This window comes from Kribbella sp. CWNU-51 (assembly GCF_054073265.1).
Genome location: NZ_JBSXMZ010000005.1, coordinates 12,577 through 32,855 on the forward strand (window position 1 = coordinate 12,577; position 20,279 = coordinate 32,855).

The 20,279-nt window shown below is 67.2% G+C and carries 21 protein-coding genes and 1 pseudogene; 12 read left to right on the top strand and 10 right to left on the bottom strand.

Annotation, left to right across the window (positions count from 1 at the left end; translation table 11 throughout):
* Nucleotides 1-79 precede the first annotated feature (79 nt).
* From ACXC9Q_RS07700 to ACXC9Q_RS07710, 3 genes are all read right to left on the bottom strand, one after another.
* Nucleotides 80-364, bottom strand: a complete 285-nt coding sequence (locus ACXC9Q_RS07700) for a DUF308 domain-containing protein (protein WP_457055785.1) — start codon at nt 362-364, stop codon at nt 80-82.
* A 149-nt stretch (nt 365-513) separates the two neighbouring features.
* A complete protein-coding gene (locus ACXC9Q_RS07705; RefSeq protein ID WP_457055786.1) occupies nt 514-1,734 on the bottom strand; it encodes an AI-2E family transporter in 1,221 nt (406 codons plus the stop codon).
* A 189-nt stretch (nt 1,735-1,923) separates the two neighbouring features.
* Nucleotides 1,924-2,361, bottom strand: coding sequence for a hypothetical protein (locus ACXC9Q_RS07710; protein WP_457055787.1), 438 nt, complete (start codon nt 2,359-2,361; stop codon nt 1,924-1,926).
* A gap of 1,580 nt (nt 2,362-3,941) precedes the next feature.
* On the opposite strand from ACXC9Q_RS07710, the gene ACXC9Q_RS07715 reads away from it, so the two are divergent.
* The 4 genes from ACXC9Q_RS07715 to ACXC9Q_RS07730 all read left to right on the top strand — a co-directional run bounded on the left by ACXC9Q_RS07715 (nt 3,942) and on the right by ACXC9Q_RS07730 (nt 6,926).
* Nucleotides 3,942-4,781 (top strand): DUF4397 domain-containing protein, encoded by an 840-nt coding sequence (locus ACXC9Q_RS07715; RefSeq protein WP_457055788.1) that lies wholly within the window; start codon nt 3,942-3,944, stop codon nt 4,779-4,781.
* Nucleotides 4,778-5,449: a class F sortase gene (locus ACXC9Q_RS07720; RefSeq protein WP_457055789.1), complete on the top strand. Its 672-nt coding sequence runs from the start codon at nt 4,778-4,780 to the stop codon at nt 5,447-5,449. The genes ACXC9Q_RS07715 and ACXC9Q_RS07720 overlap by 4 nt, the downstream gene beginning before the upstream one ends.
* 171 nt (nt 5,450-5,620) lie before the next feature.
* Nucleotides 5,621-6,199 (top strand): RNA polymerase sigma factor, encoded by a 579-nt coding sequence (locus ACXC9Q_RS07725; RefSeq protein WP_457055790.1) that lies wholly within the window; start codon nt 5,621-5,623, stop codon nt 6,197-6,199.
* Complete coding sequence (locus ACXC9Q_RS07730; RefSeq protein ID WP_457055812.1) at nt 6,186-6,926, top strand: anti-sigma factor; 741 nt, start codon at nt 6,186-6,188, stop codon at nt 6,924-6,926. Before ACXC9Q_RS07725 ends, ACXC9Q_RS07730 begins: the two co-directional genes overlap by 14 nt.
* Nucleotides 6,927-6,942: 16 nt before the next feature.
* Here the strand turns inward: ACXC9Q_RS07730 and ACXC9Q_RS07735 are convergent, their stop codons facing one another.
* A complete protein-coding gene (locus ACXC9Q_RS07735) occupies nt 6,943-7,431 on the bottom strand; it encodes a MarR family winged helix-turn-helix transcriptional regulator (protein ID WP_457055791.1) in 489 nt (162 codons plus the stop codon).
* A gap of 71 nt (nt 7,432-7,502) precedes the next feature.
* On the opposite strand from ACXC9Q_RS07735, the gene ACXC9Q_RS07740 reads away from it, so the two are divergent.
* Entirely contained in the window at nt 7,503-9,572 is a 2,070-nt protein-coding gene (locus ACXC9Q_RS07740) for an MMPL family transporter (protein WP_457055792.1), read from the top strand.
* A 56-nt stretch (nt 9,573-9,628) separates the two neighbouring features.
* Nucleotides 9,629-10,294, top strand: a complete 666-nt coding sequence (locus ACXC9Q_RS07745; protein ID WP_457055793.1) for a fasciclin domain-containing protein — start codon at nt 9,629-9,631, stop codon at nt 10,292-10,294.
* Nucleotides 10,295-11,493: 1,199 nt separating this feature from the next.
* On the opposite strand, the gene ACXC9Q_RS07750 is transcribed toward ACXC9Q_RS07745, so the two are convergent.
* From ACXC9Q_RS07750 to ACXC9Q_RS07765, 4 genes are all read right to left on the bottom strand, one after another.
* Complete coding sequence (locus ACXC9Q_RS07750; RefSeq protein ID WP_457055794.1) at nt 11,494-12,066, bottom strand: hypothetical protein; 573 nt, start codon at nt 12,064-12,066, stop codon at nt 11,494-11,496.
* Between the two features lie 98 nt (nt 12,067-12,164).
* Nucleotides 12,165-12,287, bottom strand: a complete 123-nt coding sequence (locus tag ACXC9Q_RS07755; protein WP_457055795.1) for a hypothetical protein — start codon at nt 12,285-12,287, stop codon at nt 12,165-12,167.
* Between the two features lie 207 nt (nt 12,288-12,494).
* On the bottom strand, nt 12,495-12,707 hold the full coding sequence (locus tag ACXC9Q_RS07760) for an FxLYD domain-containing protein (protein WP_457055796.1): 213 nt from the start codon (nt 12,705-12,707) through the stop codon (nt 12,495-12,497).
* 293 nt (nt 12,708-13,000) lie between these two features.
* On the bottom strand, nt 13,001-13,252 hold the full coding sequence (locus ACXC9Q_RS07765) for a helix-turn-helix transcriptional regulator (RefSeq protein ID WP_329481561.1): 252 nt from the start codon (nt 13,250-13,252) through the stop codon (nt 13,001-13,003).
* A gap of 153 nt (nt 13,253-13,405) precedes the next feature.
* On the opposite strand from ACXC9Q_RS07765, the gene ACXC9Q_RS07770 reads away from it, so the two are divergent.
* Entirely contained in the window at nt 13,406-13,639 is a 234-nt protein-coding gene (locus tag ACXC9Q_RS07770) for a hypothetical protein (RefSeq protein WP_457055797.1), read from the top strand.
* A complete protein-coding gene (locus ACXC9Q_RS07775; protein WP_457055798.1) occupies nt 13,639-13,830 on the top strand; it encodes a hypothetical protein in 192 nt (63 codons plus the stop codon). The genes ACXC9Q_RS07770 and ACXC9Q_RS07775 overlap by 1 nt, the downstream gene beginning before the upstream one ends.
* Nucleotides 13,831-14,538: 708 nt before the next feature.
* Here the strand turns inward: ACXC9Q_RS07775 and ACXC9Q_RS07780 are convergent.
* On the bottom strand, nt 14,539-15,003 hold the full coding sequence (locus ACXC9Q_RS07780; protein ID WP_457055799.1) for a hypothetical protein: 465 nt from the start codon (nt 15,001-15,003) through the stop codon (nt 14,539-14,541).
* A 1,679-nt stretch (nt 15,004-16,682) separates the two neighbouring features.
* Nucleotides 16,683-18,338, bottom strand: coding sequence for a tannase/feruloyl esterase family alpha/beta hydrolase (locus ACXC9Q_RS07785; RefSeq protein WP_457055800.1), 1,656 nt, complete (start codon nt 18,336-18,338; stop codon nt 16,683-16,685).
* A 113-nt stretch (nt 18,339-18,451) separates the two neighbouring features.
* Between ACXC9Q_RS07785 and ACXC9Q_RS07790 the strand changes: the two genes are divergently transcribed.
* From ACXC9Q_RS07790 to ACXC9Q_RS07805, 4 genes and pseudogenes are all read left to right on the top strand, one after another.
* Nucleotides 18,452-18,952, top strand: a complete 501-nt coding sequence (locus tag ACXC9Q_RS07790) for an alpha/beta fold hydrolase (RefSeq protein WP_457055801.1) — start codon at nt 18,452-18,454, stop codon at nt 18,950-18,952.
* Nucleotides 18,949-19,350 (top strand): alpha/beta fold hydrolase, encoded by a 402-nt coding sequence (locus tag ACXC9Q_RS07795; RefSeq protein WP_457055802.1) that lies wholly within the window; start codon nt 18,949-18,951, stop codon nt 19,348-19,350. Before ACXC9Q_RS07790 ends, ACXC9Q_RS07795 begins: the two co-directional genes overlap by 4 nt.
* A pseudogene (locus ACXC9Q_RS07800) lies at nt 19,347-19,715 on the top strand (alpha/beta fold hydrolase); the annotation flags it as partial. The gene ACXC9Q_RS07795 and the pseudogene ACXC9Q_RS07800, both read left to right, overlap by 4 nt.
* Nucleotides 19,716-19,761: 46 nt before the next feature.
* A complete protein-coding gene (locus ACXC9Q_RS07805) occupies nt 19,762-20,160 on the top strand; it encodes an alpha/beta fold hydrolase (RefSeq protein ID WP_457055803.1) in 399 nt (132 codons plus the stop codon).
* Nucleotides 20,161-20,279 lie beyond the last annotated feature (119 nt).

Genomic DNA, 20,279 nt, shown 5'->3' on the forward strand with positions numbered 1-20,279 from the left:
CCGCCGGACGGCGGCCAGCACCGCTCGGTCCCGCTCCGGGCTCGACAAGCATGGCCCAGCATACGGCGCGCCCTCGCGCTCACGCCTCCTCCTTAGTCCTTGACCTACGCACCTTCACTGCCGCCGGCCGTGGCAGGCAAGCTGGCTTCTCGAAGCGGTGGTGATCAGCCGGCCAGCCGCTCGGCCTCCTTGCCGCCTCACGTAAGGCAAAGGCGGCGAAGATTTCGTTCACCCGGTAGAAGACGGCCCACACCCCGACCACGGTGACCAGGGTCAGCAGCGACCGCTCCCAGCAGCGGACCGCCCAGATTCCCAGGACCGCCTCCCGCAATGGGATCCCCGAGGATGTCTCATCGCGTGTCATCACAACCTCCCTTGCCGCCCGCCACCGCCGGGGACCCCGATTCCCATGTCCATCAGCTCGCGGCGGTGCGGCTGCTTCTACCTTTGCGGTCGTGCGTCCTGCCACGCCTGCGGTTCGGGGGGTTGCCTTGCCGGTCTGGAAGCTGGCGCTCAGCTGTCGTTCGGCGCCGCTGGGCCGTCGTTGGCGGGGTCCTCAGGTGGCGGGTCGGATCGGCTGGCCAGGACGACGTCGACAGCGATGACCTTGATGGTGGCGGCGATCGGGAGGGCGAGCAGTGCGCCGGCGAAGCCCGCCAGGATCCCGCCGGCGAGGGTGCTGATGATGACGGCCGCTGGTGAGAGGTCGATGGAGCTCTTGTACACCCGCGGGGCCAGGAGGTAGTTCTCGAACAGCTGGTAGGCGATGAAGAACACGACGGTCGCGACGCCGTAGGCGGGTCCCTCGGTCAGGGCGACCAGTACCGCCGGCACGGCACCGAGGTAGGCGCCGACCTGCGGGATCAAGTCGGCCACGCCGGCCCACAGGCCCAGCGGTACCGCGTAGTCGATGCGCAGGGCGAGCAGCGCGACCACGGTCGCTGCTGCGCACACGGCCGAGGTGATCAGGTTGCCGGAGACGTAGCCGCCGATCTTGTCGAACGACCGTTGGAGCAGCAGGTCGACGTGGGCGCGGCGGTCCCGGCTGACCAGCTTGGCGATGGTCGCGGGCAGGCCCGGCAGCGCGACCATGAAGTAGATGCACAAGATGCCGACGGTGAACACGTCGAAGACGCGGCCGAACGCCGTCCCCGCGGCGCCGACAATCGCGGTGAACGACTCGCCGATCTTGCTCGGAAGGTCGGCGATGAACTGCCTGACTTCGGCCGAGACGCTGGCGTGCCGGAAGGCGTTGCCGAGCCAGTCGTCGCGCCGCTGCAGGTCGGCGAGATACCCCGGCAGCGCCGCGGCGAACTGCGGCACCTCCCGAGCCAGCAGCGGGATCAGCAACGCCACGAACAAGGCCAGGAACACGACCAGCCCGACGAAGATGATGGCCACCGCCCAGCCCCGGCGGATCCGCAGCTTGCCGAGCCACTGGACGGCCGGATCCAGGCCGATGGCCAGCACGAACGCGACCAGCGCGAGGAGCAGCACGTGGGAGATCCGCCGCGCCGCGGCGACCACGAGCAGCGTGGCGACAACGGCCAGCGTGGTCCGCACCCAGTACGTCCACGGCGGCCAGACCCGGGACCACGCCGGCCGAGCCGGCGCCGGCTCAGGTCCCGACCTGCTCGTGGACCCGGTCTGCGCCTCCGCGGCCTCCGCTGGCTCGCTTCGGTCAGGACTGCCGGGCCTGTGGTCGGCGGTGCCGTCTCCGGGCTCGGTGACCATCCGCACCTCCTGGTCCAGGCGTTACCTCCCGGCCGCCGGTCCGCACTCCGGCTCCAGTCCGTTCCGGCCTAACGGTTCGATCTCCCACCGCGCCGGACGTCGAGATCCGGGCTCGTGCGGCGGATGAAGAGCAGGCGGGAGGGACACTCGACCCGACCAAGCGTCCCTTTGAAGGCGTCGCAGGCGTGATTATGGAGCGTTTGCTGCGGCCCTGGCCCGCTCGTCGGCGTATGCCCGCGCGTCCATGGCATCGAGGGCTGCGAGCCGCGCGTTCTCGACCGTCCATGCGGCGTAGTCGATGGCGTCGGCTGCGTCCGCTTCGGCCAAATCCGCGTCGGACGCGGCCAGCTTGGCGTCGCGCTGCTCGTTACGCTTGTCGATCTTCGCCTTCACATCGTCCATCTTGGCCGACGCGTCAGCCTTCATCTGCGCCCACTTACTCTGCGCCTGCGCGGCGGTATCACCCGCCTTCTGTTCGACATCCTTGCCCGCCTGATCGAGGTCGACCTGGGCCTGGTCGATTCGCGAGCGCAGTTTGTCGCGCGACTCGCCGGCCGCGCTCTTCACCGCGGACAGCCCCTCGGCAGTGCGCTTCTCGAGGGCCTCGAACTGCGTGGAGAAATCCATCTCGTTCCCTCCCCTTACTCGACTCCGGAGCCTGCTTCCGACAGATACAGCCAACTCCTGGTGAAGACCCATGACAACCCCGAGCCCGCGATCTTCGAGGTCGACCGGAGTCGACCTTGCGCGGGACGCCAGCGCCGCGAGCCGGTTCCGCATTGCGGAAGTCCGAGAAAATCAATGGCCGCGGGGAGCGCCAGGCAGTTGTTCGCTGGCCGGGTGGCACGTGGCGCGTCGGGGGCACGGCGGGCCCGGGATCGGAAGCCAGGAGGGGAAGACACTCAGCTGGGCTGCGCCGACGAAGTCGGCTCGTCCACGGCCCGCCGGACCGGCTTGCCTGCGAGCACACGGCGTCGGCGGGCAGGACAACGGTGATCGCAGACCAGTCCACGCGACCCCCGGAGGCCTGGCCTGGACCGTGTCGGTCACTCGGGCACGCCGCCAGCTGCTGCCCGTCCGGCTACCCCCAGGGTCTACCGACGGCTGACAGCTTGTCACGGGCTCACCGCCGGGATCAGCTCATTCGGCAGCGGGTACGGGCGGGTATGTCACGCTCAGCAGTCCAGTGTGGGAACAGCGTGGGAACAAAGAGGTGTCGATCCAAAGCAACTGGAGTCACGCTCGGCCGAACTGGTGAGGTTGCGTCTTGAGGCGCGGCGAGCAGATTAGTCCGAGGCCTGCCGATATGCGATCTTATGTCAGGTGCAGCAGCCGCTAACGCTACTTACAACAGCGTGCGTGCATCGATCAGGAAGAACGTCCCGTTCGCGCGGCGACCAAATTCGGCGCCGTCCGAGAGCCCATGGCCCCGCCGGCCTGTACGGATACGAGCTGGGGTAACAAACTCGCCGTAGCGAATCTCCAATAGACCCGGTTTCAATCTCTACCGAATGAAGACGGACCTCCTCGAGTGCTCAGCGCGACGAGTTCAGCGTTGCTCGATCGGCCGGTTCTCGGCCTTCGCCCGGAATCCGCCCGTTCCGGTACGTGATCGCCGGTCCCCGATAGCCTCTAGGCCGTTCGGCCGATGGCCAAGGTTGACTGTGTCCCCGGCGGACGTCGCGTCGGGGACACAGTGGCGGCAACCTGCTGGTCGCGCTGCTGCTCGGAACGTCCCCAGGCTCCCGCGTGCCGCACACACCGAATTGTGCCCCATCCCCAGAGCACTCGGGGTCGACCAGTCCCCCATCGATGCCCTGTGGATCAGGTGCGTTGGACGTAGGGCCCGGCGATGCCACCGGTTGCCGATGACAGCTGTTGCGTGGTTGTCAGGGCCGGTCCAACCCCTGTCGAACTGGCCTACGCGCTCGCACGCCGACGTTCGGGTGACTTACTCGAGGCCCGGGGCAACTTTCCGGCGACCGTCCCGTCGCGATTGCACGGCGCCTGGGGTGCTCGACAATCTGGATCAACTCGGTCCGGCCGGCGAACTGCCGGCCGACGGCCCCCACGCGAGAGCCCTCCGCCTTCGAGACTCGGCAGCCAAACGCATCACCTTTCCACAAGTTTGCGCCGATGGTCGCGTCCGAAGCGGCAGTTCGGACGGAAGACAGGTCAAGAAGGCCCGATCCCCTAGGAGGGTTTCCATGTCTGTCCGTCGAGTCACAGTCCTGGCCGCTGCCGGCCTGTTGGCTGCCGGCCTGCCCGCGGCTGTCGCAGCCTCTGCGCAGGCCAAGCCGACTGCCACTGCGACCGTGTCGGTGTTGCATGCGGTGCCCGGTCCGACCGTCGACGTCTACGCCAATGGCAAGGCGCTGCTGACCAACTTCAAGCCGGGGACGCTCACCGACCCGGTCAAGCTGCCTGAGGGTGTGTACGACCTGAAGGTGACCGCGGCCGGCGCCGGAGCGAACGGCGCTGCGGTCATTCAAGCAAACGACGTCAAGGTCCCGGGTGGCGCCAACATCACGGTCGTCGCGCACCTGAGTGCCGCGGGCAAGCCGGTGCTGACGCCGTATGTCAACGACGTCTCGAAGCTCAGCGCCGGCCAGGCCCGGCTCACGGTTCGGCATGACGCCGCGGCTCCCGCGGTCGACGTCCGCGCCGGCGGCAAGCCCGTCTTCAAGTCCCTGACCAACCCCAACGAGGCGAAGGCCGATCTGCCGGCCGGCACTGTGTCGGCCGACGTTGTCCTCGCAGGAACGTCGACGGTCGCGATCGGCCCGGCGGACGTGAACCTGAAGGAGGGCACGAATACGATCGTGTACGCGTGGGGCAGCGCGTCCGGCAAGACCCTCAAGCTGGCCGTGCAGACGATCTCCGGCCTCCACGGCAACCCGTCCGGCATCCCGGGCGGAACCGGCGGTCAGGCTGCCGAGCAAAGCGGAGCGGACACCCCGCTGTGGCTGATCGGCGTCCTCGGGGTGACGGCGCTCGGCGTGGTGGGCTTCGGAACGGCAGCCGTCCGGAGGCGTGCCCGGTCGTGATCCGGATCCGCGGTGCGGCCATCCCCGTGATGGCCGCACTCACCGTCCAGGTCCTGCTCTACGGCTGCGGGCAGGACACCACCTCAGACGAGCGGACGGAGGCCGCGCGAACGGTCGCGACCCCCACTACGGCCCCGTCCAGCCCTGGGTCCGCTCCCAACACCTCCCAACCCGGCACGGAGATCCACACCCGGGCGGCTGATCTACCCACCGCGACGCACGGTCCACAGCCGAACAGACTGCAGATCGACGCCGCGGACCTCGACATCCCCGTGCTCGCCGTGGGTGTCGCCACCGACGGCCAGATGGCGTTGCCGCCCAACCCGGCAACGATCGGCTGGTACCAGTTCGGGCCCGGTCCCAACGACGACCAGGGCTCCGTCGTACTCGGTGGTCACGTAGACAGCAAGGAGTTCGGCGCCGGGCCGCTGGTGCGGTTGCGAAAAGTGCGTGCCGGCGATCAGGTGACCCTGCGCTCTACCGACGGCTCGGTCGCGAAGTACCGGGTGCGAACAGTCGAAGACATCCCCAAGTCGAGCCTTGTCCTCGGAGAGGTGTTCCACCGCGACGGCGCCCGGCAACTGCGGATCATCACCTGCGGCGGGCCGTACGACCACAACGGCGGCGGCTACCGTGACAACCTCGTCGTCACTGCGCTACCGGCGTGATGACCGGATGGCGCCCGACCGGGGGTGAGTGCAACCACCATGAGACCTCCGACTCTTCGATGGAAGGCGGTGACGAACGGTAGCGCGATGTCGTTGCGCAGAAGGCCTGAGCCTCCACAGCCCGCTCGCACTATGGACGGCCGTGGCGATGAATTCGCTAGAGTGCGGGCCGTGCCCAGTGTCGAGGCCGGCTTACCGTCGCCGGCCGATATCGCGAAAGGCTTCGCGGAAGGCCGCGAGGAGAGCCTCGCGGATGCCTTCCGGCACTGGTCCGGCCTCGTCTTCACCCTCGCCTTGAGGTCGCTGGAAGATCGGGCTGACGCCGAGGACGTGACTCAGCAAGTGTTCGTCTCCGCCTGGCGGGGGCGAGCAACCTTCGACCCCGCCACCGGTGAGCTCGGCGCTTGGCTGACCGGGATCACCCGGCACCGGATCGCCGATCGACTCGCGGCCCGTAGCCGCGATCACCGCAACGCCGAAGCGGCCGCCGGGCTCGCACAGCCCGCACCGGCGCCCGAACAGGTCGACGACGACGTCGTCGACCGGGTCCTGCTCGCTGATGAACTCGCCAAACTCGACGACCCTCGGCGAACCATTCTCCGGCTCGCCTTCTACGAAGACCGGACGTATCCGCAGATCGCGGAACAGCTGACCCTGCCGCTGGGCACGGTGAAGAGCCACGTACGGCGCGGTCTGCTGCAACTGCGGGATCGACTCAGGGAGGTGAACGGTGACGATGCATCTCGATGACGAACTGCTGGCCCAGTGGGCGCTCGACGACGCCGCCCCCGACGCGGCCGCGTCCGATCACCTCCAGCGCTGCCAGCAGTGCCGCGACAGCCTGGCCGAACTGCGGGCGATCGCCGGGGCGAGAGGACAGTTGCCTCGCCTGGAGCTCCCACCACCTGACGTGTGGCAGCGCGTCAGCGACGAGCTCGGTCTCGGAACCCACCAGACGAGCACCGAGCAACCTTCGGCGCCAGCGGACCACGATTCGCGGCCGCCGCGCGAGACCGTCACACCAGTGCAGCCGAAGGGGCGCTTCCCTGGCCTCGCCCTGGCCGCAAGCATCGCGGCAGTCCTCGGCATCGGCGCCGGCGTGATCGGCACCCAGCTGGTCACCTCGAACGACGACACTCCCCCGCCACCGGCCGCGGTCGTCCAGCTCGAGCCGCTCGCCGGCAAGTCCGGCGACGGCACCGCCGACCTGATCCGGGCCGCCGCCGGCAGCCAGCTGAAGGTCACCGCCGACGGCCTGACCGCCAACCAGGGATTCTACGAAGTTTGGCTGATCAACGTGGACGGCAAGCGCATGGTCTCCCTCGGCGTCCTCGACCCGAAGGCAGGCGGAACGTTCCAGATCCCCGCCGATGTCACCGCGCAGGGCTACCGGATCATCGACATCTCCCTCGAACCCGACGACGGCAACCCCGAACACTCCCACGACAGCATCATCCGCGGAAGTCTGCCGAGCTGAGCGTCGGTACCGCGGGTCAGCTGTCCTCCGAGGCCAACTGCTCCCGGTAGGAGCGGAACGATTCGATCGTGGCCGCCAGGTAGCGCTTCACGATTTCGAGTTCCTCCGGCGTGAAGCTCGAGGTGGCCGCGTCGTGGTGCAGACCCAGCGGCCTGAAGAAGCGGCCGGCGAGTTCGAGGCCGGACTGGTCGTAGTGGACGATGACCCGCCGCCGATCCGCGGTGTCTCGCTCCCGGCGCACGTGGCCGTCACGCTCGAGCCTGTCGATCAGGGTGGTCACGGCTCCGGTAGTGAGTCCGAGCTCGGCGGCGAGCCGGCCGGCCGTCATCGGCTGATCGTCACCGGCCACCAGGATTCTGATCAGTGCCTCGACATCGGTGCCGTTCACTCCCTGCCGTTGAGCAAAGACATGCCCGATCCGTTGGCCCTCCGCGACCAGGAGCTGGACCAGACGGACAAGTTCGCCCCGGTCTCGTGCCGGCCGCTCAGGCTTGCGCTCGCTCACTCCACCTCCTAATGTCTTGATTATCAAGATACTTGTTCATCGAAACTTACGACTGCTGCTGAGGAGTCACTGTGCCAGGTTCAGGCTGGTTCCTTCGGACCCGGCTCGTCGCCTTCATCTTCATCCTCATCGGGTTGGCCCTCGCGGCGACCGCACTGCTGGCTCCGGCCGCGAAGCAGGCTGAGCCTCGGTCGTCCACCGGCCTGTCGACGTCCGCGGAGTCGGCGCAGGTCGAAGAGCTCCGCAAGCAGGTCCCCGGCGCGGACCAGCCGTCCGCGCTGATCGTCTTCAGCCGATCCGGCGACACGGCCTTGAGCCCCGCGGATCAAGCCGCCGCCCGGGACGCAGCCGCGGCGGTCGGCGTCAACGCTCCGGTGCAGTTCTCCGAGAACGGCACAGTGGGGCTGGCGATCTTGACACTGCCCGCCGGCGACGATGAACAAACCGCGCGTACGGTTGACAAGCTGCGCGAGGACCTCAAAGACCTACCCGCTGGACTCCAGGCATCCGTGACCGGCCCGGCCGCGTTCACCACCGACCTGACCCGCGTATTCGACGGCGCGGACACCCGGCTCATCCTCGTCACGGCGTGCGTGGTCGCCGTACTGCTGCTGCTCACCTACCGCAGCCCAGGCTTGGTGTTGATCCCGCTGGTCGTTGTGGGACTGACCGAACAGGTCACCACGAGCGTGTCCGAGCAGGTCTTGTCGCGCCTCGGTATCCCGGGAGGCGGCGCCGTGTCGGGCATCGTCAGCGTGCTGGTGTTCGGCGCGGCCACCGACTACGCGCTCCTTCTCATCGCGCGCTATCGCGAGACACTGCGCTCCGAGACCGAGCCCCTGGTGGCCATGCGGATCGCCGTACGACGCGTGGCCGAGCCGATCCTGGCCAGCGGCGGAACAGTCGTCGGCGCGCTGGCCCTCTTGCTGCTGGCCAGCACCGAGACGCTGCGCGGCATCGGCATCGGCTGCATCATCGGGATCATGCTCGCCGTCGTGTCGGGACTCGTCATCCTTCCCGCAGCCGTGGTCCTGTTCGGGCGCCGCATCTTCTGGCCGTTCGTCCCACGAGTAGGCGACGCCCCTACCGAGGGCAAGATCTGGGGCCGCCTCGGCGCCCTGGTCGCTCGACGGCCGGCGATCGTGCTGACGATCGCCACCCTGCTGCTGGCCGGCCTGGCAGTTGGAACCTTCGGAGTCCGAACAGGGCTGGCTCAGAATGAGCAGTTCCGGGTGGAACCCGAAGCCGTCCGCGGCGCGAAGATCCTCGCCGAAGCCTTTCCGGCCGGCGCCACGGAACCCGTGCTAGTGATCGGCCCTGCACAGGACTCGGCCGCGATCGCCAAGATCATCAAGGGCGTCGACGGAGTCGCCGAGGTCAGGCCCGGCCAGGGCGATGGCCAGCTGGCCGAGTACGACGTCATCCTGTCCGCAGAGCCTGGTAGCGAGGCCTCGTTCACCGTTGTCCGGGAGCTGCGGCAGAGCCTCGATCAGGTCGGCGAGCAGGTGCTCGTCGGAGGCGGCCCCGCCGAAAGCCTCGACGCCCAGGAAGCAGACCAGCGTGACCGCCTGCTGATCATGCCGCTCATCCTTCTCCTCGTCGGCGCCGTACTCGTCGCCGTCCTCCGCTCCCTGCTGGCGCCCGCGCTGCTGCTGCTGACCGTGATCGCGTCCTTCTTCGCCAGTTTCGGGGCGAGCTGGCTCGTGTTCGACCACGTGCTCGGATTCCCGGCACTCGACGGCTCGGTGATCCTGCTGGCATTCCTGTTCCTGGTGGCGCTCGGAGTCGACTACAACATCTTCCTCAGCACCCGTGCCCTGGAGGAGGCGCGCACTGCGGGAACAAGGAACGGCATGGCCACGGCCTTGCGGGTCACCGGCGGCGTGATCACCAGCGCCGGCCTGCTCCTCGCGGCTGTCTTCGCGGTCCTCGGTGTGCTTCCGCTGATCACCCTCACCCAGGTCGGGATCATCGTGTGTGTCGGAGTGCTCCTCGACACCTTACTGGTCCGTACCGTCATCGCGCCCGCCCTGGCGTTCCTGCTCGGCGAACGGTTCTGGTGGCCGGCAGCACCTGGACGCAGATCAGCCGAATCCGAGCGCATTGCCGTGCATCCGGTAGCGGCCGCGCACCGGAAGTAGAGAGTGACAGTGGCCGCGAACGGTGCGACCGATCCCCGCTCGAGAGGATGGTTCCGATGCGCACGATCTCAGGACGACTGACCCATCGGCTGACCGCGGCAGCGGTCGCTCTGGGAATGCTGGTCACCAGCGCGGTCGCGACGACGACCCAGGCGAGCGCCCACTCGCACTTGGGAAGCCGCAGCCTGTCCAGCGTCCTCGCCGCCGACGGCGACACATTCGATCGCAACTGGAACGACTACGACGTACTGACGCAGGCCGTGGGAGCGGTTCTCGCGGCCAAACCGAACAGCCCGGTGAAGGTCCTTGCTGACGGCAACGTCCCGTTGACCGCCTTCCTGCCGAGCGACCGGGCCTTCCGCGTGCTGGCCAAGGATCTGACCGGCAAGTGGTACCGCTCGGAGAGCGCGCTGTTCAGCGGCCTCGCCGGTCTCCTCGGCGTGGACACGATCGAGGCAGTCCTGCTGTACCACGTCATCCCGGGCGTCACCCTCGACAGCCGGACCGCACTGAGGTCCGATGGCGCGAAGCTCACCACTGCCCTGCCGGGCGGAACGATCACGGTGGACGTCCTGAGCAAGGGGTGCCGCTTGATCCGCCTGATCGATGCCGACCGCAACGATGCGAACCCTCTGCTCAACCGGCGGGCACTCGACATCAACAAGGGCAACAAGCAGATCGCCCACGGCATCTGGCTCGTTCTGCGGCCGCTGGACATCTGACCCCGCCCCGGCCCGCAAACGGGGACGCAGTTGCCTGGACCGAGTCCCCCTAGTCCGGGCAACTGCGTTGCGGGCACCAATGCCAGCCGCACCGACCATATGTGGCTCGCCGGTGGTGACCTGCCTGCCCGGACTGGTATTGCCGCCTCATCGAGCGGCCTGATCACGTGCGTCGATCACCTTGAGCAGAGAGTTCAGGGACGTGACCGCAACTGCCAGCTAGTTCGGCCGTGCACAATGATGATCGACGCGCCCAGGTTCGACTGCAGCAGCAAGCGTTAGCGTGGGGCGGGAGTTTCCGCACGGCCCGATCTTGCGGACAGCTGACCGGTCGCCCCGCGACCGCGTTTCGGCCGCCCCGCTGGCGCCGTGGCGCAAGTGAGTCTGGCGGCGCGCCAGTGGCCGCGAGCAGATCCTGGAATAGGTGTCGACCTGTTGAGAATCGATCTTTTTTCGAACACCCCACAGGCAACCCTGGCCGGGCTCGACACGTAGTTCCTCGAGTGTCGATCAACATGTCGAGAAGGCAGAGTGTTGAAGAAACTTGGCCTCCCCCTTTCTCGCACAGTCCAGGGGGTGACGGCCGCTCCGCAGCTCGTCGAGCTCGACAGCGAACCGTCGCCCGGGATCAGGAGTGGCTGCGCGCCCTGGTGAGATACGCCTCGCCGCCCGAGAGGCCGGCGGGACCAGATGACCGGCCATATGTGAGCCGCGGATCGGAATCGAACCGACGACCTTCTCATTACGAGGAGACCTACAGTGTCGCATCCGCTCTCTACCAGCGCTTTTAGCAACACGGCCGCCCCCAGCTAGCGCGAGATTCCCCATGCGTATCCGTCATTTCGTGCCACGGGTCATGCCACGGCAGTCGGTGTATGTATGCGGGCCACCCCGCGTGCAGGACTGAAGCAGCGCCGCGCTGATCCGGCGGTGCAACAAGACCTCCGTCCTGGCGCTCACGGCGCGATGTGATGCCGCTGGCGCGCTGGGTGGGAACGCGCACGCGTTCTGCGACGACGACCGCGACTGATCCGGGCCTGCGATCGGGAAGCCCACCTGGCGGTGTGCGTCCATCTCAGCGACGAAGTGTGGAAGATATGGAGCGCCATCGACGACTACGGCGGCACGCGAGCGTCCCGGTCGGTCTCGGATGGTTGTTGGTCGCCCGAGCACCCCTCGCCAGGTGAAGCAGGCGTGGGCTACGGGGCGTTGCCCGCGGCCTGGGCCCGCTCGTCGGCGTATACGCGCGCGTCCAGCGCGTCGAGGGCCACCAGCCGCGCGTTCTCGACCGTCCACTCCGCGTAGTCGATCGCGTCGATCGCATCCGCCTCAGCCCAGTCCGCGTCGCTCGCCGCCATCTTGGCGTCAAGCTGCGCATTGCGCTTGTCGATCTTCGCCCTGACATCGTCCTTTTTGGCCGTCGCGTCAGCCTTCATCTGGGCCCACTTGCTCTGCGCGCGCTCGCCAGCCTCGCCAGCCTTCTGCTCGGCGTCCTTGCCCGCCCGGTCGAGGTCGACCTGGGCTTGGTCGATCCGCTCGCGGAGCTGGTCGCGCGACTCGGTCGCCGCGCCCTTCACCGAGGCCAGCGCTGCGGAGGTGCGCTTCTCAAGGTCTTCAAACCGCGTGGAAAAGTCCATCTCGTCCCTCCCTATCGGGTGCCGGGTGCGGTCCACAACAGATTCAGCCAACGCCTTGGCGACGCACATGGCAACCCCGCGGGCCCCGAGAATCGCTGCGGTCGCCGGCATCGGCTTGGCATCGGCCGCGGTCACGCTGCCGGTCGTCCTCTTCAAGCGACGCAACTGGCTTTGGATGTACTCGGCCAGGACGTTAGGACCTGACTTGGCTCAATTTGGTGTGCAACGTCTCATCAGTTGATGAGCGCGAGAGCGTTGCGTAGCTCGACTGGTAGCGGATCTGCGGCGGTGAGGACTTTCTGGCCGATCCCGCTGCCGTCGGCGAGCTGGCCGATCGTGATCTGCGGACAAACCATGCGCCTGCCCCGCTCCTTCAGGGATGACCTGCGAGACACCAGCTGGAGCAGTCGCGCTGGGATGGATCCGGGAGGCACCAGCGATTCTCGGTGTCCGGAGTCCTCCGCACGACGAGCAGTCGCTGAGGGCCATGCTCAAGGCTCACTGGGCGCCACGAGTGCTGTTGGAGCAACCGTTCACGTCCACGGTCGTGCCGACTCAGCAGTTCAGCGCCTGAACCTGCCCGGCTCCACGTCGCCGCTGTTGCACGAGACGTTGCCGAGCACCTCGCCCTTGGCGTCGAGGAACTTGAAGTGGATGAACGAAGTCGACGTGGTATCGCTGATGTTCTTCACCTGGCCGACGACGGTGCAGGCGTAGCCACTGGGCTGCACCTTCCAACCGGCCTGCGTCTTGTGCTTGCCGATGAAGAACGCCACGCCGGCCGTGATCTCGCGCGGCGCATTCTTCTCCGCGTCGGCGTCGGCCGACTTGCTCCGCTCGTTGCCGACCGCGCCAACGACGGTGACGAAGCCGCCTATCCCGAGGAAGCGAGTATGCCCAGGACAATGAAGACGTTCCGCACGGTGTGCTTCTTCGTCGGCGGCTGCATCGGCGCATGGGCATGCTGCGGCTGAGGGTACTGCTGTGCCATGAATCCCCCTACTAGTGAATGAGCCACTCCTGGCTCAGCGGGAGATCAGGGCCTACGCAGTTACTCTCTGTCCAATCGCTATTCGAGGCGCAGCGCCCGGAAGCTCTCCTCGTCCACGCCGCTCAGCAGCTCGCGGAGGCCCACGTCGAGCGCCTGGCAGAGGGCGATGGCGTCGGCCACGGTGACTCGCCGTGTGCCCGCTTCGAGGGCGCTGACGCTCTGCCTCACCCATCCGAGGTCGATGGCCAGATCCTCTTGGCGTTCCCGTCGCCTGGCCCGGAGGGCGCGCACGTTCGCTGCAATGGCCGCGTCGATCTCCTCTGGTGACACAGCGGCATCCTTCCCGCCATTGCCGCCTTCGGCATTTCGTGATAACTAGCATGCCGCATTGAATTGCTGCGCAGAACATCTTGTAGTTGTGCACGTCATGTCATACGGTCGTCACGCAAGTGAATCCGACGTAGATCCATCTGGGGGCACGCGGTGTCGACCGCACGGCAGTCTGATCGCAACACGAGCGGTTTCTGGAAGGTCCAGCTCTGGCTCGGGGAGCACCTGATCGAGGAGCACGTCGCGCCGCCCGAGCTGGCGCAGGTCTACGCCGATGCCATTCGCCTTCGGATCGCCGGCCTCTCGGATCGCCGACTGAGGTGCGTGCCAGCGAGCATCAACGAGCTGGCCTACCCCGACACCCGACCGTACGACCCGCGCGACTGATGGCCGGCATCGAGCGCGACGCTCGGGTCCGTCATCCGGAGTACGGCGACGGCACGATCGAGGCTGTCGCCGACGACGTGCTCATCTACTGGGATCAGCCGCTCCACGAGTCGGCCGGCCGACACCGGCTCTATCACACCACGGCGTTCGTCGCCGGCCTGGAGATACTGTCCTCGCCCGAGGACTCATAATCGGCGAGGCGCTCCCCTGTTCGTCGCCGCCGCGCGCCCCGCCCCGCCTCGGTTCCCACGCACATGCACGGAGGGGACGAGCCATGTCCACTGTCGGCCGGCGATCATCGCAGCTTCCCCGCCGAGCGCGCCACGCCGGGAGTACTTCCTCGCCGCGGGGTCGGTCCACGTCGGTCTGCAGTCCTTCTACCAAGACAAACTTCATGCAGCCAGCGGGCCAGGCTGAGTTCTATCGAACCGACGACCTTCTCATTACGAGGAAGACCTACACCGTCGCATCCGCTCTCTGCCAGCGCTTCTAGCAACACGGCCGCCCCCAACGAGCGCGAAATTCCCCATACGTATCCGTCACTTGATGCCACGAGTCATGCCATGCATCTTGACCACCACAGGTCTCGGCCCACGCCTGGTCGGCCGACCAGGCGCGTCGGCGGCCGACCTTCTGATCGTAGGAGCCTGCACGTGCTCACGTTTCACGTCGCCGAACCTAGCCGGCCGCCGCGTGCCTGGCTGCTCCGTGCTCGCTGCCCGGGGTCGTTGGGGTCAGATTGGGGTCGGTCAGTACTGCCTTGCAAAGGCCATCGTCCTCATCATGCTTATCTGAACGCGGATCCGCCAAGCTCGGGCCGAGCTAGTGGGTGACCGTGATTCACCGGCTCTGCCCGTTGTTGTGCGTCTGATGTGGCACGTTTGTGGCACGCCACGTGGCTAGTCGTCGTCTTCGAGGTCCTCTTCGGGCAGAGTGGGGCGGTGACCCGTAACCGCCTCGGCCACGTCGAGCCAGCGAGGCTCGCCAAAGCTTGCGGTGTCCTGAAAGACGATGCTCCACGGCTTTGAGCCGTCGCGCAGGCGGAACTGAAGACCAACACCGGTGGGCCGACACTCCACAACGTCGACAGCGTGGAAACGAGAGGTCTTGATGGGATTGCGGACCTCAACCATCCGATTCTCATCGATTTGGACCCGGGGCCTGAACGCGAGCAACCACATGGCGACCGCCAGCGCGCTGATCGCTATTAAGCCGTCGCGCACCTCGTGAGGCTCCATCTGACCGGCCCGCACGTAGTGAATGACAGAAGCCTGCTGAATCCCAAGCGCAACGATGACGAGCACGCCAGCGATGCGTATCCACCCGCGTACCCGCCACGTCCGCGCCGCTCCGTCGTTGGTCACACTGTCGAGCATAGGGAACTACGGCTGGTCATGGACCCACCATTCGTCCCGCCCCTGACGGCTGCCCGAACGAACGTGCGCCCTGGTTCGCAGCACAGGCGTCTGATCCGTAGTCGAGTTCAGACCGTCCAGTTTCGTCCGCCGCTTGCCGAGTCGACCCGTCGATCAGCGTCGATCGTCCAGTGACGTCCGAGCCGATCCAGGTCCGCTGTTAGCAACCTTGTTAGCACTCGACGCGGAAAACCAGGACGTTGGAGCCATCTGCTGCCGCCCACGCCTGAAATCCGCCACCGCAACACCCCTTGAGTGACCCCTAACGACCGACAGTTAGGGCACGCGGAGGGCACACGCTCATTCCGAATCCGACCTGAGCCGCTGCTCCAACTCAAGGACCACTGAACCCAGACGCCACGAATACCTGCTTGCGGCCTGTACACGAAACAACATTGGCCTCGTCGGCGTCCACGAAACCTCCCCCGACCCACACTTCGTCACCCAGCCTCCGGACCGTTTGCCCGGCGGCGTCGATCAGGACGATCTCGCCGTCACGGATTGCGACACTCCAGCCTGGGGGCCAAGCAACGTCGACGTCGACGAGCCTGTCGCCGGCGCCGACTGCAATGCGGACTACCAGGCAGTTTGTCGAAGTGTCGACCTCGAGAGTTCCGATCAATTGAGCCTGCAGCGACTCGAAGGGGCTTCACGCTGAACCGTCAAACCGGGGATCAAAAGGTCATCGTCCCGGTCTGTACCCTCATCCACCGAATCATTTCGAGGACGTCCTGAGCCTTCGACCATCACGACCACCACAAGCCTCGAACACCGGCGAGCAACCGACGTTGGTACCTGACGCCTCTTCGAGCACGCATGACCATAGCCTGACGGTAGCGGAACCGCGCACCCTTCTACCGAAGGATGACGACGATCGGGTCGCCGCGGAACTTCCTGAATTCGGCAGATCCGTGCGTTGGCCGGTGGCCAGGGCCGGCAGGCTTCCACCAGGTCGCGAATCAGTCGGCGGACATGTGTCGCAACTGTTGGCGGATCACACTGTGCTGGGAGGGCTGCCCGGTAAGCCAAGCAATGCGACGGCCGACCTTCTCATTACGAGGCGGAAGGTCACCGTCACATCTGCCGCCTTCAGGCGTGATTCGTTGCAAGGAACCTATCTCCGGTGCCCGAATTTCTCGTCCGTATCGGGCAGTTCGCTCCACGAATGGCTCCACGCCGCCGCTATAACTCCCCGTCCATTGGCCCACTCCGACCCACGATCAGGGGAGGTCAGCGGGGGTGCCGGGTTAGCAGAGCCGTTAGCAAGAACAACCCCGAACACAAAGCCAAACCCCAGGTCATCCACCTTGTGACCTGGGGTTTGGCTTGCGCGCTCGGAGGAATTCGAATCCCCAACCTTCTGATCCGTAGATCCCCGAAGCCGTGTCGGCGGCGTTCGCCGCGGCCCGCCTCGTGCTTGTCCGGGTTGAGAGGCGGTCGACGAAGTTCCACGCCGTCCGGCACGATCCGTCTCCGTGGCTCCCACCCGTGGCTCCCAGACTGTCAGCTGTCCGCATTCCCGAGAATGGGGAAGCAGTCTTGCATCCCCTCGGTCGAGCGGTGGAACGGCTCGGGAAGCCGGTACGGCTCCCCGAGCCCTGATTGGTCTTTCCGGTTATCGTCCAGGTCTATCGGCACGCGAAGCTCGACGCCTCGGTCGTCGGACCTTGCCCGGTATAGGCGGCCACCTTCGGGTACATGCAGATCGGCCGTGTCGCCACGACGGCGCCCGTGCTCGGATCACGAATGACACCATCGAGAGACTTCGGTGCCCTGCCGTTCTCGACCCAATCCACGAGCTTGCTCAGCGCGTTGGCCGGCTGTGCCCCTGGTCCGCCACCGCAGTGGGCCATGCCTGGCGCGAGGAACACTCGCGCGAAGTCGGCCGTAGCCTTCCGGTCGCCAATCAACCGCTGCACGCGCTGGTAGTAATTGACCGTTCCCTCCGTGAAGATCAACTGGTCGGCCAGCCCGTGGTAGACGAGGAGCTTTCCGCCCGCCTTCTTGAGGCCACGAAGATCAGGGTTGTCCGTACCCATCACGTCCCCGAACAGGTCGACCGACTGCCGGAACAACTGGTCGAAGCGGGCGTACGTCGTGGTCGTCCAATCCCAGGTGCCCCGCGGGACGGGCGGATTCTGCTGGACCCATGTCCCGAGATACTCCAGGACGAGCGGGAACGGTGCGCCGACCGTCTGGCCATTCGCGGTGACCGTGTTGCCGATGCCGGCGAAGCTCGCACCGGGTTCGAGCCCGTACCACAGGAATTTCCCGGTGGTGCTCCGCGCTCCTTGCCAGATCTTCGCGACAACCCGCGCATCGGTCGCGGTGATCGTCCCGCAAGGCGTACTCATCCCGATCAGCGATCGAGGGTCGAACCTGCAGGCGGCCGGATCGCCGATCACGCCGTCCACGACCCTGTCCCCAAGCGAGTCACACGCCTGGATAGCCGCGGTCTGGAACGCATCGAACTTGCACTGCGGCAGGAAGTCGCCGGACTGCAGCATGAGCAGCTGCGGCCAGAGCGAGGCCGGGACGTACTTCTGCCAGTTGATCGCCGGCGCGCCAGCAAGGATCCCGTCGAAGTCCGACGGATAGCGCTGCGCCTCCGCGAGGCCCTGGCGGCCGCCCGTGGAGCAACCGTTCCAATAGAAGAACGCCGCCATGGATCCGTAGTAGGCAGCGGTCACCGCCTTGCCCACAACGGCCAGGTCATGGACGCCGCGGTAAGCGAAGTCCTTGATCAGCGTCCAGTTGAGCTGGCGCGTGCTGTCGAGCGCGAACGAACCGTCGAAGGGGTTGCCGGACTTGTTGCCCGCATCGGTGACGGCCGCGGCGTATCCGGCGTCCACGGCACCCGCCATGAAGTAAGGGTGACCGGCGAGGAACGCGCTCCCACCGACGCCCTGGAAGCGGCCATTCCAGCCGCTGATGGGCATCCAGACGTCGACGCCGATCTGATCGTTCGCTCCAGGAGTCGTGACGATGGCATGGACGCGGCACGCCGCGACGATCGGCACCGGGGGAAGGCCCAGGCCCGGAATGGGTGGCTGAAGCGTTTCCGCGGGCGCGTCGGCGGCGCTGGTGATGGTCGTGTTCGGTAGTGACAGCGCGGTCAGGCTGGCGCACGAGCGCGGTGCGGCCGGCGCGCCCGAGGCCGATCGCGAGGCAGCGGCCAATCCGGCCGTTGGCATAGACAGCACGACGGCCAGCGCCGCGGCCACCGGAATCACGGCGACCGCGAAGCGAGGCCGATGGGCAAGCCCAATCAACTTGGGCAGCATAGGAACCTCCCGGGCTCGGTTGTACCCAGAGCGTGATTGCCCTCCTCGGCACATCGCGCCAGGGGGATGCCCTGGTCTGGGATGCCCAGTCACGTGCATCGCCCTGGTCTGGGATGCCCAGTCACGTGCATCGCCCTGGTCTGGGATGCCCAGTCACGTTCACCAGCCGCTACGTCGACGCCGGCGACGTGCGCCTGCACGCGGTTGTCGGAGGCGACGGCCCGCCGCTGTTGCTCGTGCACGGCTGGCCGGAGACGTGGTACGCGTGGCGCCTGCTGATGCCCGCCCTGGCGCGGGACTTCCAGGTGGTGGCGGTCGACCAGCGCGGGATCGGGTTGTCCGACAAGCCCGAGGACGGCTACGACACCGCCACGCTGGCCAACGACATGGTCGCGGCGATGGACGCGCTCGGTCACGAGCGGTTTGCCGTCGTCGGCTGCGACACGGGACTCCTGATCGCCTACGCGGTGGCCGCGGACCACCCCGACCGGGTCGACCACCTGGTGGTGGGCGAGGCGCCGATCCCCGGCGTGTCGCCCCCGCGCCGCTGTTCCTGCCCGACCAGGTCAAGGCCCGGCTCTGGCACATCCCGTTCAACCAGCAGGACACCGTGAACGAGCAGCTCGTCACCGGGCGGGAGGACATCTTCTTCGGGGCCGAGTTTTCCGCGTCGGCCGGGAAGGAGAAGCTCCCCGACGACGCCGTCCGGTACTACGTCGACACGCTCGCGACCAGCCCCGAGCACCTGCGCGGGAGCTTCCAGATGTACCGCGCGTTCAACGCCAGCGCGGCCCAGAACGAGCAGCGCGCGAACACGCGGCTGACGATGCCGGTCCTGGCGCTCGCCGGCGCGGAGAGCAGCGGCAGCATGGTCGAAGACACGATGGAGCTCGTCGCCGATGACGTCCAGAGCCGCATCTTCGACACCGGTCACTGGATCGCCGAGCAGGCCCCCGATCAGATGCTTGAGGCGCTCACCGGCTTCCTGTCCCCGACGCGGGTGTCCTCGTGAATACCTCCCTCCAGGCAGGGATCAAGCCGCAGTTCCAGACCATCGACGGGCTGAGAATCCGATACGCCGACAGCGGCGGCTGGTCAGACCAGACAATCCTGTGCACGAGTCCCTGGCCCGAGAGCCTGTACGCGTTTGCGCCGATCTGGGAGACCCTGACCGACCACGCCCGGGTGTTCGCCGTCGACCTGCCCGGGTTCGGCGGATCCGAACGCCGCGAGGACCTTCTGTCCCCGCGGGCCATGGGGGAGTTCCTGGCTCGCCTCGTCGCCGAGGCCGCTCTGCCGAGCCCCCACATCGTCGCCCCGGACGTCGGAACCTCGGCCGCGCTGTTCGCAGCGGCGGCGCACCCCGATCTGTTCTCGACCGTGACCGTGGGCACCGGCGGAGCCGCGGTACCGATCCAGCTCGGTGAGCCGCTCGCGTCCTGGGTGCTCGACTCCGACTTCGAGAAGTACCGCCAGATGGACGCGGGCGAGGTCGTGGGCGCGGCCCTCGACACGATCGAGGGTGGCCTGCCCGAGGAGATTCGCGCCGACTACCTGGACTGCTACGCCGGGACCGTTCGCGGAGTCGATGCGCTACGTCCGCAGCTACCCCGAGGAGCTGCCGGTGCTGGCCGAGCTGCTGCCCCAGATCTCGACGCTGGTCACGATCATCGCGGGTGTCCGGGACCGCGTCGTCCCGCTCGCGAACGCGCAGTTCCTCGACGAGCGGCTGCCCACGAGCCATCTCGTGGTCATCGACGCGGGCCACTTCGTCTGGGAAGAGGCGCCAGCGGAGTACGCGGCGGCCCTCGGGGCGAGCTGATGGCGGGCTTCGCGCGTGAACCGGGGACCAGGGACCCGCCCGGGAGGTCACGGGCGCGAAGGAGGGGCAGGACGCGGAGCCTGATGGAGATCGCGAAACGTAGGACCAACCCCGGGGCC